Here is a 14099-nt window from a genome sequence, read left to right on the forward strand (position 1 = left end):
ACACTTCCCAGGAAAATATTAAACTATCAGACACCAGGCGAAGCGTTTGCGAAATTTGTGGATCGTGTTGCCTAGGCAACACGATCCACAAATACAGGTAAACCTTAATCAGTGGTTTCTCAAAGGGTGTTGCATTTAATATTGCAATTTAGGTATTCTTTACTATTCTTGGAGTAACGCAGCCTTTGATTGACAAGTACATGGAAGTAATTATTAAAAGTTTAGGCGGTGTTGATGGGATCATGATGGATCCTAATGCACCTGTACCCCAGGCTAATGAAGTTCTGCTGGCAACTTTTTCCGGGCAATTTAACCAACTTGGTTTGATAGTGCTGGTCATCAGCTTTATGGGAATGATAGCATCTGAAAAAAATAGTGGAGTTCAAGGGTTTATATTTACAAGACCAGTATCAAACATGCAGTATATTGTTTCAAAACTACTTGGGAATTGGTTTATTAGTATGGTATGTATCTCCGTTGGTTCCATAGTTTCTTATTGTTACTCTATCTATCTTTTTGATTATTATCCATTGATTAATTTCTTATTGTTCCTTGTATTTTATAGTCTGTGGATTCTTTTTGTCATCAGCATAGCAGTATTATTAAGCACGTTTATAAGTAGTTCCATTTTTATTGGTGTTACAACAATCATGGTAGCAATGGTTTTTATGTTATTAGGCGGTATTAATGAAACGTTGGCGTTGTTTTTACCTAGCGGAGCACTTATATTAGCTGAAAGCCAACTCCAAAATACGCATTCTAACTTTTTATTGATGATTGCACCAATTATTTATATTGTTATTAGTTTGTATGCAGCTAAAGTTATTATCAAGAAAATATAAGGAGGTAATGAAATGCTATCCATTAAAAAATTAAGTAAAACGTATAAGGGCTCTGATAAAGGAGTTAAGAATTTATCATTGGAATTACATCAAGGTGATATCTGTGCATTTATTGGAGCAAATGGGGCCGGAAAAACGACAACGATTAAATCGATTGTCGGTATACATACGTTTGATGAAGGGGAAGTGAAATTATACGATACAAATTTAAAAGACGATCCAGAGCATTATAAATCAATTATTGGTTATTCACCAGACACTCCGACCTTGTACAATAATATGACAGGAAAAGCATATATTGAATTAATTGCCTCCCTTTATAGAATGGAAGAGACTGAACTTGAAGAGAGATTAAGATATTTACTAAAAGAATTAAAGTTTGAGAATGCGATTCATGATTTGGTTTCCAGTTATTCACATGGAATGAAGCAGAGGTTGGTGCTTATTTCACTATTAATGCATAATCCCAAATTAATAATTTTAGATGAACCATTTGTAGGCTTGGATCCCAATGCCACCGATTTTTTAGTAAACGAAATGAGAAGTCGAGCCAGTGAAGGGGCAATCATTTTATATTCAACACATGTTCTTGAAGTTGCTGAAAAAATATGTAATAAATTGGTCATTTTAAATCAAGGCGAGGTTGTTGTAAATGACACAATGGAAAATGGTCTCAAAAAAGCATCATTAAATGAAATATTTAGGGATGTGACTTCTGATGAATAACCTTAAGTCGTTATTTTTATTTAGATTAAAAAATCAAACGCAATTATCGAATATAGAAAGCGGCAATAAAGAAGTAAGAAAACATGCTATGTATACCATATCAGGATATATTGCAGCATTTTTAATGTTTTTAGGATATGTCGTTTTCATTGCAATAGATTTAAATGTAAACAATAACATTCAGGCGTTTTTGGTATTATTAACATCCATTTTATTTTGGATTTTTGGAATATGGAATATACTTAGTGGATTTGATGATGTGATAGAAGGAAAAGATAGTGAATTCATTTATAGTCTGCCAATTAAAAATTGGCAAGCTAAACTGTTCTATTTATTAAGTAAATATTTGGTTCATATGGCACTGACCTTTACTGTTTTAATTGTTGTATCTATTCTAGTTGTTCCGTTAACAGGCCAATTTTTACCCGTAATCCTTATGGTTATTTTATTAAGTTTTATCATTCCCTTGCTATCAACAAATTTAACTTTTATCATCTCAATGTTAGTAAGAAATATACTAATACTCATTAGATTACGTAACAATGTAACTGAGTCAATCCTGACATTGGGGATTTTTGTAACTCCATTAATTTATCTTATCATTAACTCAGGAAGTATTGGCTACAAAGAGTGGTTTATAAATTCATCTGTTTTGCGTTATCCTCTTAACGCAATAAGCAGTATTCCCTTTTTATTAAATATGATTATATTAATTGCTATTACGCTTATGGCCACATTATTAGTAGTTTATATAATGGTTGCTTTTCATGATTCTCTTAGAAATCAAATAAATAATCGGAAGAAAAAAAGAAATGGAGATGCCGCATTTAAGATAAATTCACCTGAGATTGGCTTATTATCCAAGGAGTTTAAACTTTACTTTTCTTCCCTTACTTATGTAAGCAATACCATTTTAACTCCAGCAGGAATTGTTATATTAAATATATGCATACTTACTGGAATAATACCCAATCTAGATTCATTTTCTTATGACTTACTAGGGTTTACTATTACTGCGCAGCATATATATACTCTCATTGCGTTTACTTTTGTTATACTTACAACCACAACTTCTTGTAGTATCTCATTTGAAGGAAGAAGTATTTGGATTATGTTAGTAGCTCCTATTAATATTAAGAAAATAGCATTTGGGAAAATATTGATAAATGTTCTTTTATTTTTGCCAGGTATTATTTTAACTTCCATAGTGTTCTATACAGTGTTTCAGGTAAGTGTACTTTATTTAATAATAATTACCGCTTTATTAGTGTCTACGCTTTTTATGATAAGTATTATTGGCTTTTTAGTTAATTTACGTTTTCCATCTTATAATTGGAGTTCTGATATGGAAGTGGTTAAGCAAAGTAAAGCGACAATAGTTACTGCTGTTATAAGTATGATAACTATACCTATTATTATTGCATCTGTTTTTATAGATAATTCATTTCTAATAATATCAATAATTTTTTTAGAAATTATGGCGATTATAGCTATGTCTGAAAAAATTACAACTAGTAATTTGATTTTAAAGTAATGAAATTTTGATTCTGCTACTATTTGTAAATAAGAAATAGGTAGCTGTTCTAACAAATGTATAAAATGGAAGAAAGGTAGCTGAAGTTGCAAGAGAGCTAGATTTAGTTCATCAAACCTTGCATAAGTGGGTGGATAAGCATAAGGAAGACCAGGAGGATGCCTTTGTAGGAAGTGAGAATCTTAATCCCAAGGATCAAGCTGATTATGAAAAGGAGAAACGTATTCGTGACTTGGAAGAGAAAGTTGCCATTTTTAAAAAGGCTATGGACATCTTCGAAAAAAACCAGAAGTAATGTATGACTTTATCGAAAAACACCGACACGAGTTCCGTGTAGCGAAGATGTGCGAAGTATTAGGTGTTTGGAAAAGTGGTTACTATGACTGGAGGAATCGAGATAAAAGTGAACAGAAAAAGCGTAGAGAAAAGCTAACAGCCAAAGTGAAGCGAGTTTATATGGAGTCCAAGAGAAGGTATGGCAGCCCTAAAATCACTAAACAATTAAAACAAGAGGGTTTGGATATATTTCGAAAGACTGTGCCTCGTATCATGAGCGATAATGGCTTGCGATCTAAAACGGTAAAAAAGTACAAGGCGACGACAAATTCTGAGCATTCTTATCCTATTTATCCGAATCTATTGAAGCAAAACTTTCACGTAGACAAACCTGGAGCTGTTTGGGTTGGTGATATAACCTATGTATGGACAAGAGAAGGTTGGTTGTATTTATGGACTTATTTACAAGGAGAATCATCGGCTGGGAAATGAGTAGACATATGACAAAGGAATTGACCATTACAGCTTTAAAAAGAGCAATAAACCAGCAGCCACCGCAGAAAGGAATTATTCACCATTCGGATCGTGGTAGTCAATATGCAGCGTATGACTACCAAGCAATTCTGCGAGACCATAAGATTACTACAAGTATGAGCAGAAAAGGAAACTGTTACGATAATGCGTGTATGGAATCTTTTCATAGTGTGATCAAGAAGGAGTTCATATTCCTTCAGAAGTATCAAACAAGAGAAGAAGCAAAAAGAAGCATATTTACCTATCTCATGACCTTTATCAACTACAAACGTATTCATTCATCTATTGGTTATTTATCACCGATAGCTTACGAGAAAAAGTATGTGCAATAAGTGAATGCAACTGATAGAGTAAAAGTTTAGTTACCTCTCAATTGAAGGAAGGAGAGAATGCCGATCCTTCAATTGAGAGGGCAGCAAGCGAAGTGCGGTAGCATTGACAAAAATTAAATATTTTAAGTGTCCAATATCTTGACATAGATCCAAAAACTATCTCAAGAAGAAACGCACTCTATCTTCGAAAATAAAGTGAAAAAACATGCGGACTATAAAAAAATAGTAGAAAATATTCCATACTTCAAAGAAAGCACCGTTGAGATCCCTTCAGCGAATAATTATAAACTAATAATAGATGATCAAGCCGATAGTGTATATAATGTTACGCGTTTAATACTGAAATTTGGAAATATATTATTAAACTACCAATTTTCAAAAAATCACAATAAAGAAAAAGAAGATATTCTAGCTGTTATTTTTGAGGAAAAAGAAAGAAAAGTGGAAACGCTAGTAGTAAGTCGAAGCCAAGTAAAAGTGAAAGAATTCGTTCACGACGAAAATTTAGAATTTGATATCAATGATTTCAAAGGTGATAACGATCGAGATATCCAAGCTCAATATGAGTGGGGTCATGGTTGTTTCCCGCTGTTTAAACACTGCGGTTGTGATTGCGAGCTTATATCTTGTGCTAAAAGTAACTGGTTGTATGCTTCACCTGCATTACATTTAATTGTGCTTGCTATTTTTCCTATGGGTTCATTGTACTCATGCTAAATACTATCCATGATTGAGAAATCTCACATTTAGTGAGATTTCATTGTTAATTCGAACCAAATCTAATTTTTAATGGACTTAGTAAAAGAAACAATAGAAAAAAGCACAATTGTGACACCTAATATGACATATGCAACCCCTTCAAAACCTCCAACATAAAAACCTATCACAATTAAAATAACAAAAGTGATAAAACCAACTAAGGAAGGAATATTTGAGAAAGAAGCACTTATGTTTCTAAGCAAATTTGTAAGAAATAACATTATAATACCAACCCCAATACCTATTGCAACGGGAACATAAACCAACAAGTAATCACCTCATTTTTTAAAAAAATTATATATGAAACCTTCTAATTAGCTTGAAGGAATAATTTTTCTAAAACATTGTATTCATTTAGTTTCGCTAAAAAACGAGAATACGATGTTTTAGAAGGTAACAAGGTCAGAAATATTTCTTCTTCATCGCCTGCCTTTCGAGTTCGTCTAACTTTTTTAGAAAGTCATTTTCAGCTTCCGAGTATTTAATTCTCGCTTCACCATATTTTTCATAAGTATTACGTCATCGTCTGAGACACTGGTTAGGCTTTCTAAAACCTATAAACTTAAGGTTAAATCCGTTATCAATAAATATCTGTTGAGGGCCTTTGCATTCCAAACGTTCCTTTGCGGCTCGAATTTTAAACCGAGAGCTATAGGTAATTGAATGATCCGAAACTTTATCACCATTTGGGTTTTGTTCAAGTATATCCATTTGTTTAGCATTAAAAATTGTTTTACTCATGTTAAACACCCCTTTAAAGTTAATTTTTTACTAGCAGTGGAAGTAAGCGAGACTTTTACGGGAAAAGCACGAGCTGAAAATCATCCAAAGTGAACGTAAGTAAACTTTGGGAAGTTGAAGCCGTTCCCGTGGAAAGCGAAGTGTATTTCCGCTGCTCCATACTAATTACTTCTTCTGATAAAACGTACTATTATTATTAATTTAATTATAACAGTAAGATATAAATAATATAATAAACCCCAGTCAAGGACTTTTATTAATTAGTCCACTAATTGAGGTATAGTTCATTATAGAACTGAAAATGATTTTCTCTAACATATTAGATAAAGAGTACAGAGCTAATCCTTCAATAATAAAATAAATAAAAAACCTTATAATTTTCATTTCTTAATATCAATCCATTCATTTTCAGTTAACAATCTATTTTTAATATTTGTTAAATTATAACCTTAATTTCAATTACAAATGCCTCATTGTCACAGTTAAATCATTAAAAAAGCAGTGTTTCCCCGATCTTTATAACAAAATCTATCCATCCCACCTTGAAAAATGATATGATGAAGGATGAATGTACTATTAAAGGAGGATTTGCACTCGTGAATGAAGTGAAAAGTGCAACGACCATAGCGGAGATTGAAAGGGAATTACGCTATATTTCAGGTATTATTAAGCAAAAAGGGCGAGAAATTTTAAATAATTATCCGATTACTACACCACAGTTTATTGCCCTGCAATGGCTATTAGAAGATGGAGATTTAACCATTGGTGAACTATCGAATAAAATAAATTTAGCTTTTAGCACAACAACTGATTTAGTCGATCGAATGGAAAAAAATTCATTAGTAGAACGTAAAAAAGATACAAAAGATCGACGTGTTGTTCGAATACATTTATTAGATAAAGGTAAGCAAATTATTCAAGAAGTCATTGAAAAAAGACAAGTATATCTTCAAGATGTGCTAAATGATGTACCAAATGACAAAGTAGATGTACTATATAATGTTTTACAATTGCTTCATAATCAAATGAAAATGGACAAGGAAAAAATCAAAAATAAGTAGCATATAAAGAAGAGGGGATTTATGTGGATCAGCCGATAGGAGTCATTGACTCAGGAGTTGGTGGTCTGACAGTAGCTAGCGAGCTTATGCGTCAATTACCAAAAGAACAATTAATCTATTTAGGAGATACTTTTAGATGTCCTTATGGTTCAAGACCAAGGGAAGAAGTTATTCAATATACATTGGAAATGGTAGATTTTCTAATGAAGAAAAAAATTAAATTATTAGTGATTGCCTGTAATACCGCAACTGCCTTTACATTGGATTTACTTAGAGAAAAATTACCAATACCAGTGATTGGTGTTATTCAACCAGGGGCCCGTGCAGCGATAAAAAGTACACAGAACATGAAGATAGGAGTAATTGGGACAGAAGGAACTATTGCAAGTAAAGCATATCCAGATGCGCTACATAGTATTCATTCGGAAATTAACGTGCATGATCTTGCATGTCCACGATTTGTTCCAATGGTGGAAAAAGGGATTCTAACGGGTGAAGAAGCGTATCGTGTAGTAGATGAGTCATTGCAACCTTTAAAAAACGAGCAAATAATTGATACATTAATTTTAGGTTGCACACATTATCCATTGTTAAAAGATACGATTCAGTCTGTCATGGGAGAAGAAGTAACAGTTATCTCTTCTGGTGAGGAGACTGCGCGTGAAGTAAGTGCGATTCTAGGTTATCAAGAATTGTTATATGAAGGAGAACGTATACCTCGACATGCTTTTTACACAACAGGTTCTTCGAAAATATTTAAACAGATTGCAAAACAATGGTTAGATATTCCGGTAACAACGGTAGAAACAGCATATCTTACATCAACCTAAACAAGTGGATACACCGCTTGTTTTTTCTTTGTTTAAAAAACAACCTAATCTAGGATGAAATAGGGAATTCCCTTGTTATTGTTAGTAGCTGCATTTACAGTGAAAAACTTTTTTTATTCTGAAATTCAAGTATAACTGTTTGGTCTATTTTGAATAACATGCTCGTATATATAATAGTACAAACCATCGTAGGAGGGGAAAGCATGAAGCGAAACATAGAAGTGAAACGGAAATTATCTATTGGGTTGCTTATGTTGTTTGTACTCTTGTTGACAGCTGGATGTGGTCTATTTAAAGGGGGACAAACATTAGAAGAGATAGATGTGCCGAAAGATCAAACAAGTAAAGAAACAGCTGGAGAAGCGGATGATACATCTGAGGAGGAAGAAGGAATAGAAGTAGAGGCAAATGATGCAGAAACGGTTTCACGAGAACTATATTTATTAAGTGAAGAAGGGTTAGTCGTTCCGCAAACGGTAGAATTACCAAAAACGGATGCGGTTGCACAGCAAGTGTTGGAGTATATAGTCAAAGATGGTCCGGTAACATCGATTTTACCTAATGGATTTGAAGCAGTCTTACCTGCTGGTACACAAATAGTAGGATTAAACCTACAAGCGGATGGTACACTCATTGTGGATTTATCAGAAGAATTTTCGAAATATCAACCAGAAGAAGAAGAAAAGATTGTCCAAGCAATGACCTATACCCTAACACAATTTGATAATGTTGATCGTGTTACAATTTGGATCAATGGTCAAGAACAAACAGAAATGCCTGTGAACGGCATGTCTTTAAAAGAAGGGTACTCACGAACAGATGGAATAAATATTTACCACCCAGATGGAATTGATTTAATGGATAGTAGAGCTGTTACGCTTTACTATCCAACACAACAAAATGAACAATTTTATTACGTGCCAGTAACACAGTATGTTGAAATGGACGAGCAAAAAGATTTTCAAGCAATGGTACAAGCATTATTAGAAGGGCCAGCCTATGATTTGAATTTACTAAATGTTTTTAATCCAAATGTATCTGTTACAGAAAACCCTAAGGTTAAAGATGGTGTGTTACATGTCAGTTTTAGTAAAGAAATATTAAATGATGAAAATACTTCTTCGATTTCTGATGAAGTGATGGAGACGTTAGTACGAACATTAACAGACAAATCGGGAATTGATGCAATTTCTGTAGAAGTACAAGGGGTAGACCAAGTATTTAATGAAGATGGTGTCCCTTATACAGAGCCTGTTACTCGTGATGCTTTTGTACCAACAGGAAGTCTATAAATTTTTGAAAAGAGCTGAAGCGTTCAGCTCTTTTTTTAATCAAAAAGTATAAAATCTACTCGTAAAAATGGTAAGCTATAATTACATGTAAAGAATGTTAATCGAAGTTTTTTATAAAATAGAATGAATTTCTCGAACAAGAGAAAAATATGTTAAGATGATTGAGTATGACAAGGAAGGATGAATATTAATGAGATCAAATAATCGTCAAGTAAATCAATTACGTGAAATTACCATTGAAACTGGCTATACAAAACATCCAGAAGGTTCTGTTTTGATAACAGTGGGAGATACGAAAGTCATATGTAATGCAAGTATTGAAGAACGCGTCCCACCATTTATGAGAGGACAAGGAAAAGGCTGGATAACAGCGGAGTATGCCATGTTACCACGAGCAACAGACCAACGCAATATCCGTGAATCCTCTAAAGGGAAAGTTTCAGGAAGAACAATGGAAATTCAACGATTAATCGGTAGAGCATTACGAGCTGTTGTTGATCTAAATAAAATAGGTGAACGGACCATATGGATTGATTGTGATGTAATTCAAGCAGACGGTGGTACAAGAACAGCATCTATTACAGGCGCATTTGTTGCAATGGTTTTAGCTTTTGGCAAGCTTATGGATAAATCAGTTATAAAAGAAATGCCTATCACTGATTATTTAGCAGCAACATCTGTTGGTGTGATGCCTGATGGAACAGAAATTTTAGATTTGGAATATAAAGAAGACTCCCAAGCATATGTGGATATGAATATTGTAATGACAGGTAAAGGCGAATTCGTTGAAATACAGGGCACAGGAGAAGAAGCAACGTTTAGTCCGGCACAATTACAAACGATGCTAAATCTTGCTGATCAAGGATTGAAAGAAATTTTTAAGAAACAACAAGAAGCGATTGGTAAATGGGCGAGTCATTTTGAGGCAAAGGAAGAGGAGTAAGTGATGAAGAAATGGTTGATCGCAACAAAAAATAAAGGAAAAGTACAAGATTTTCGGCATTTATTTCAGAAGTATGATATTGAAATAATATCTTTACTTGATTTAGATGAGCCAGTAGAGGATGTAGAAGAGACAGGAACAACTTTTGAAGAGAATGCGATACTAAAAGCAGAAGCAATTTCAGAATTGCTAAATATGCCCGTTCTAGCAGATGATTCAGGATTAGAAATTGATTCCTTAGATGGTAGACCAGGTGTTTATTCAGCGCGTTATGCTGGTGAAGACAAAGATGATACGAAAAACTTACATAAAGTAATTAACGAAATGGAAGACGTACCCGATGAAAAGCGTACAGCACGCTTCGTTTGTGTATTAGCAGTTGCAAGACCTGGAGAAGAAACGATAACGAAACGCGGGACCTGTGAAGGAAAGATTACGCATGAACCGATTGGAACAAATGGATTTGGCTACGACCCCATCTTTCAACCAGAGGACATGGAAAAAACAATGGCAGAACTTTCATCAGCTGAAAAAAATGCGATCAGTCATAGAGGAAACGCGTTAAAAAAGTTAGAAACTTGGGTAAAAGAGCAGTAAGGAGTGATCACATGCCAAGCGTATTAATTATAAGTGATAGTCATGGCTGGACGAACGAGTTAATTACTATAACAGATAAATATATGGATAAAGTAGATTACATGGTACATTGCGGAGATTCCGAGCTTGATTTTGATGAAGAACCAATGGATCGGTTTATGAAAGTTGCCGGAAATTGTGACTTTGATTCCCGCTACCCAAATGAATTAGATTTTGACGTAGAAGATATGAAGTTTTTTATTACACATGGTCATTTACATAATGTAAAAATGTCGTTAATGCCAATTTCCTATCGAGCAGAAGAAGTAGGTGCTCAAATTATCTGTCATGGTCATTCACATATTGCAGGTGTTTGGCAGGTGCAGGATCATATTATAATCAATCCAGGCAGTATACGACTTCCACGGATTCGACAAGAGAGAACATATGCAATTGCTTCGTGGAACCAAGAAGGAACCTTTACCGTTACTTTTTATGATTTAAAAGGAAATGAAGTGAAGGATTTAGCATTTGAAACAACGCTTTCATAAAAGCTATTGCGGAAGAATCTCGACTCTTCCGCAATTTTTTTCATTTATTCATTGACAAAGTCATCTATAATTACTATAATTAATCTTGTCTGTTACAAGAGAAGTAACTGATAATACATACAAGTAATTGAATGATGCGGGTGTAGTTTAGTGGTAAAACCTCAGCCACGAGCGAAACATCGTCGAACATACATCGAGTTGTCCCGAAGCATGAACAGCTCGAATAAGCTAGCAGATGCAGGGACATGTCTTGCGTATATGAAATAGCGAAGTACTTATAATTAAATGCGGGTGTAGTTTAGTGGTAAAACCTCAGCCTTCCAAGCTGATGTCGAGGGTTCGATTCCCTTCACCCGCTCCATAAGTCCCAGTAGCTCAGCTGGATAGAGCAACAGCCTTCTAAGCTGTGGGTCGGGAGTTCGAATCTCTCCTGGGACGCTAAAGATAGCGGGTGTAAATCCTGCCAAATCAGCCTTCTATATTGTTTAGTGAAACGGTCAGTATAACGGTCATGTAAGAAATTACACCGTATATCGACTTACACACTTTCGATATAGGAGGTTTTTTTGTATGACTAAAAGAAAAGGAACATTTGATGTCGATATTGATGTTAGAGTTGATAGGCGGTATATCTACTCACAAAGAAGCTGAAATTAAACATGAACAAATAAAAGAGGAATCAGAGGACTCCATTTCAGTTTCAAAGGTTTTAGAAGTGATTACACGACAAGTGAAAGTGAGTGGAAATAGAACTCGTACCATTGAGGACTATGTACGTCATGTAAATCACTTTCAAACAGTTACAAAGGTACGATGTGTACCAAATATTACAGCTGATAACATATACTATTGGTTAGATAGCATGGCAGTTAGCAATCAGACAAAGCTTACTCGCTTAAAGTGTTTAAAGGCTTTTCTATCACATTGCTTTGACAACCGATGGATTGAAGTGAAATTTTGGAAAAGTATAAACATCAAAGTAGACCAAAAAATAAAAGAAGGAGCAACTGAGCGTGAAGTAAACATCTTGCTATCTCTGTTAGACTTAAATAATTTTGTTCAACTACGAGATGGGGTAGCTACCCTCTTAATGTTTCGAACTGGTATCAGGCTAAATACTTTAACACAACTTGAAGAGAAACATATTGACACTAAAAAAAATATTTTAAATTTAGAAGGAAGTATAATGAGAAACCATCAACAAGTTAAAATACCATTCGATGATACATTAAAAAGGTTGTTAGACGTATTGATAAGACAAGATAACATTGTAAGGATAGAGTATGGAAAAGAAAATAAATTTCTCTTTGTAACAAAGTATGGTGACCGAATTGCAACATCGAATACACATAATAATATTCAGAAACGGTTGAATAAATATTCTAAAATGTATGGTTTGAAAAACATTAACCCCCATGCACTTCGAAGAGGGTTTGTAAAATCACTACTAGATAAAGGGGCAAATGTGGCTTTAATTTCAAAGGCTTTAGGGTACAGTGATATAGCTGTAACAACTAGGTATTTACATTTAGATATTGATGAGGTAGCAAGTAATCTTCGTGCTTTTATACGGTACAACGATGGTTTTAAAAAAAATGATTGTTGATCTTTATTATTTGAGGAGAAATTAGATCAAACTAACACTGGTGTTTATGATATCATTATGCAGGGGAAAGATCAAAAATAATTAGCCCGAAAAAGATTTTTTAATAATAATTCTTTTCGGGTTTTAAAAAAGTTTATTATAGATTCTAGTAAAATCATTGGCTTAGTTAAAATAATTATAAATCAGACTCACTATTACTACAATTAAAGCTAGTATCAACATGCATCCTGGTTTTCCGACAAAACTTCTATCAAAAGTATCAAAGTTATCACTTTTGGTAGTTTCATTTCTATTATCTCTCAAAAAATCGCCTCCTTTTAGTTAATAATAACATATTTTTGCATTAAATATTATTATTCTAAAAAAAGTTAGCAAAATTCAGAATATTTGATAAGATTATATTATTAAATATTTGAAAAAAGGTGGAAATTAAATGAAAAAAGTATTGAAGAAGCATATGAAGATGTGAAATCTGGAATATCAGATATTCCTTTATCCGAACTTAAATCAAAATATAATGACATAAATGCTGTGCAAATTACTAAGTCAAATCCTTTGAATAAAAGTTTAATAGAATCTCAAAAATTTGTGACATCCGAAATAATAGAAGAAACTACTAAAAAAGGATTAAAAAAAGAAAAAATTGTTGTGACAACTTTTAATGATATATCTAATGCCAATAATGTTGTTTCAACAATGTCAGATACTAGGGATGGTGTTTGGGATGGTTCTTACTATTTTCAAGCTTACAGTAGAATTTATTACACCAAATTAACAAGAAATCGCACTCCGATGAGAGAACTAGACAGAGTAACTGGTGGATGGAAAGTAGCAGATTCATCAGTGTCATTAAGTAATAGAAGAGTTCGCTTTGGAGCAAGTGGGTGGCCAGTAGGAAGTCAAGCGGCAACTAGATATCCATCAGGAATAGTTATTCCTATAACACTCCATCTAGTTGGGATAGGATTGCATTTACTGGAAGTTATACCTTTGGAACAAATTCATATGTTAAACTAAAAAGAGGTTCTAGGTCTGAATGGACCTTAAAGTTAGTGAATAATTTATAAATATCAAATCTTATCGTCTATTATGTGAATTATAATAGAAAATCTATAATAGCATATGTAAAAATAAATTTAACAAGGTAACATCTCAAGTTATAGATTCCCTACTGTGTTTGTTTTGATTAGACAAAAGGCTGGGACATAATTAAAAGGTGACTATCAAAATACGAACCTTGATTTGAAGTACCCCCTAAACCACTTGACTGGAGGTAAGAAAGTTAGACACGGTTATTTCATCAGGAAACTCGAGTAAAATGGGCTCGGTATTGCAGGTACTGCACCCCTAAACAATACTAATCTTAGTATGTTTAGGGGGCACCACCAAACGAGGGCTTTTTAAAAAATCTTTTCTATGTGAGTGAATTTCATAATTTATAACCCTTGTGCCCCAACAAGTTTGAGATACAAAAAAAGAAGTACCTCCCCAAATCT

Annotated in this window: 15 protein-coding genes, 2 tRNA genes and 1 pseudogene; 16 read left to right on the forward strand and 2 right to left on the reverse strand. The window is 33.7% G+C overall.

The genetic code is table 11. The features are described from left to right. The first annotated feature begins 185 nt into the window (after positions 1–185). From ACH6CY_RS14915 to ACH6CY_RS14940, 6 genes and pseudogenes are all read left to right on the forward strand, one after another. On the forward strand, positions 186–842 hold the full coding sequence (locus tag ACH6CY_RS14915; protein WP_374068114.1) for an ABC transporter permease: 657 nt from the start codon (positions 186–188) through the stop codon (positions 840–842). Between the two features lie 12 nt (positions 843–854). After that, positions 855–1568, forward strand: coding sequence for an ABC transporter ATP-binding protein (locus tag ACH6CY_RS14920; protein WP_374068115.1), 714 nt, complete (start codon positions 855–857; stop codon positions 1566–1568). Next, positions 1561–3102, forward strand: a complete 1542-nt coding sequence (locus ACH6CY_RS14925; protein ID WP_374068116.1) for a hypothetical protein — start codon at positions 1561–1563, stop codon at positions 3100–3102. The genes ACH6CY_RS14920 and ACH6CY_RS14925 overlap by 8 nt, the downstream gene beginning before the upstream one ends. A gap of 118 nt (positions 3103–3220) precedes the next feature. Then, complete coding sequence (locus tag ACH6CY_RS14930) at positions 3221–3397, forward strand: hypothetical protein (protein ID WP_483874867.1); 177 nt, start codon at positions 3221–3223, stop codon at positions 3395–3397. After that, positions 3397–4244: pseudogene (locus tag ACH6CY_RS14935) on the forward strand (IS3 family transposase). The gene ACH6CY_RS14930 and the pseudogene ACH6CY_RS14935 overlap by 1 nt, the downstream one beginning before the upstream one ends. A 195-nt stretch (positions 4245–4439) precedes the next feature. Next, positions 4440–4961, forward strand: coding sequence for a hypothetical protein (locus ACH6CY_RS14940; RefSeq protein ID WP_374068117.1), 522 nt, complete (start codon positions 4440–4442; stop codon positions 4959–4961). A gap of 62 nt (positions 4962–5023) precedes the next feature. Here the strand turns inward: ACH6CY_RS14940 and ACH6CY_RS14945 are convergent, their stop codons facing one another. Both ACH6CY_RS14945 and ACH6CY_RS14950 read right to left on the reverse strand, forming a co-directional pair. Next, positions 5024–5272 (reverse strand): hypothetical protein, encoded by a 249-nt coding sequence (locus ACH6CY_RS14945; protein WP_374068118.1) that lies wholly within the window; start codon positions 5270–5272, stop codon positions 5024–5026. A gap of 250 nt (positions 5273–5522) precedes the next feature. After that, a complete protein-coding gene (locus ACH6CY_RS14950) occupies positions 5523–5744 on the reverse strand; it encodes a hypothetical protein (protein ID WP_374068119.1) in 222 nt (73 codons plus the stop codon). A gap of 596 nt (positions 5745–6340) precedes the next feature. Between ACH6CY_RS14950 and ACH6CY_RS14955 the strand changes: the two genes are divergently transcribed. The 10 genes from ACH6CY_RS14955 (at position 6341) to ACH6CY_RS15000 (ending at position 13620) form a co-directional block, all read left to right on the forward strand. Continuing rightward, positions 6341–6805, forward strand: a complete 465-nt coding sequence (locus tag ACH6CY_RS14955) for a MarR family winged helix-turn-helix transcriptional regulator (RefSeq protein WP_374068120.1) — start codon at positions 6341–6343, stop codon at positions 6803–6805. Positions 6806–6828: 23 nt separating this feature from the next. Next, entirely contained in the window at positions 6829–7635 is an 807-nt protein-coding gene (racE, locus tag ACH6CY_RS14960) for a glutamate racemase (protein WP_374068121.1), read from the forward strand. 203 nt (positions 7636–7838) lie between these two features. Beyond that, positions 7839–8927: a GerMN domain-containing protein gene (locus ACH6CY_RS14965; protein WP_374068122.1), complete on the forward strand. Its 1089-nt coding sequence runs from the start codon at positions 7839–7841 to the stop codon at positions 8925–8927. A 190-nt stretch (positions 8928–9117) separates the two neighbouring features. Then, complete coding sequence (gene rph, locus ACH6CY_RS14970; protein ID WP_374068123.1) at positions 9118–9870, forward strand: ribonuclease PH; 753 nt, start codon at positions 9118–9120, stop codon at positions 9868–9870. A gap of 3 nt (positions 9871–9873) precedes the next feature. Continuing rightward, the gene (locus ACH6CY_RS14975; protein ID WP_374068124.1) at positions 9874–10467 is read left to right on the forward strand and encodes an XTP/dITP diphosphatase; all 594 of its coding nucleotides are present in this window, start codon (positions 9874–9876) and stop codon (positions 10465–10467) included. 11 nt (positions 10468–10478) lie between these two features. Beyond that, positions 10479–10997 carry a metallophosphoesterase gene (locus tag ACH6CY_RS14980; RefSeq protein ID WP_374068125.1) on the forward strand — a complete coding sequence of 173 codons (519 nt, stop codon included), beginning with the start codon at positions 10479–10481 and terminating at the stop codon, positions 10995–10997. Between the two features lie 287 nt (positions 10998–11284). After that, positions 11285–11358: transfer RNA gene (locus tag ACH6CY_RS14985), tRNA-Gly, on the forward strand. A 3-nt stretch (positions 11359–11361) separates the two neighbouring features. After that, a tRNA-Arg gene (locus ACH6CY_RS14990) sits at positions 11362–11435 on the forward strand. Positions 11436–11592: 157 nt separating this feature from the next. After that, positions 11593–12603 (forward strand): tyrosine-type recombinase/integrase, encoded by a 1011-nt coding sequence (locus tag ACH6CY_RS14995; protein ID WP_374068126.1) that lies wholly within the window; start codon positions 11593–11595, stop codon positions 12601–12603. A 465-nt stretch (positions 12604–13068) separates the two neighbouring features. Further along, positions 13069–13620 (forward strand): hypothetical protein, encoded by a 552-nt coding sequence (locus ACH6CY_RS15000; RefSeq protein ID WP_374068127.1) that lies wholly within the window; start codon positions 13069–13071, stop codon positions 13618–13620. Positions 13621–14099 lie beyond the last annotated feature (479 nt).

This window comes from Paraliobacillus sp. JSM ZJ581 (assembly GCF_044383835.1).
GTDB lineage: Bacteria > Bacillota > Bacilli > Bacillales > Amphibacillaceae > Paraliobacillus.

What these genes read in the sequence shown, in the direction of transcription:
- ACH6CY_RS14920 (WP_374068115.1), top strand. Translation starts at nt 855, where the DNA reads ATGCTATCCATTAAAAAATTAAGTAAAACGTATAAGGGCTCTGATAAA.
- ACH6CY_RS14925 (WP_374068116.1), top strand. Translation starts at nt 1,561, where the DNA reads ATGAATAACCTTAAGTCGTTATTTTTATTTAGATTAAAAAATCAAACG.
- ACH6CY_RS14950 (WP_374068119.1), bottom strand. Translation starts at nt 5,744, where the DNA reads ATGAGTAAAACAATTTTTAATGCTAAACAAATGGATATACTTGAACAA.
- ACH6CY_RS14965 (WP_374068122.1), top strand. Translation starts at nt 7,839, where the DNA reads ATGAAGCGAAACATAGAAGTGAAACGGAAATTATCTATTGGGTTGCTT.
- rph (WP_374068123.1), top strand. Translation starts at nt 9,118, where the DNA reads ATGAGATCAAATAATCGTCAAGTAAATCAATTACGTGAAATTACCATT.
- ACH6CY_RS14975 (WP_374068124.1), top strand. Translation starts at nt 9,874, where the DNA reads ATGAAGAAATGGTTGATCGCAACAAAAAATAAAGGAAAAGTACAAGAT.
- ACH6CY_RS14980 (WP_374068125.1), top strand. Translation starts at nt 10,479, where the DNA reads ATGCCAAGCGTATTAATTATAAGTGATAGTCATGGCTGGACGAACGAG.
- ACH6CY_RS14995 (WP_374068126.1), top strand. Translation starts at nt 11,593, where the DNA reads ATGTCGATATTGATGTTAGAGTTGATAGGCGGTATATCTACTCACAAA.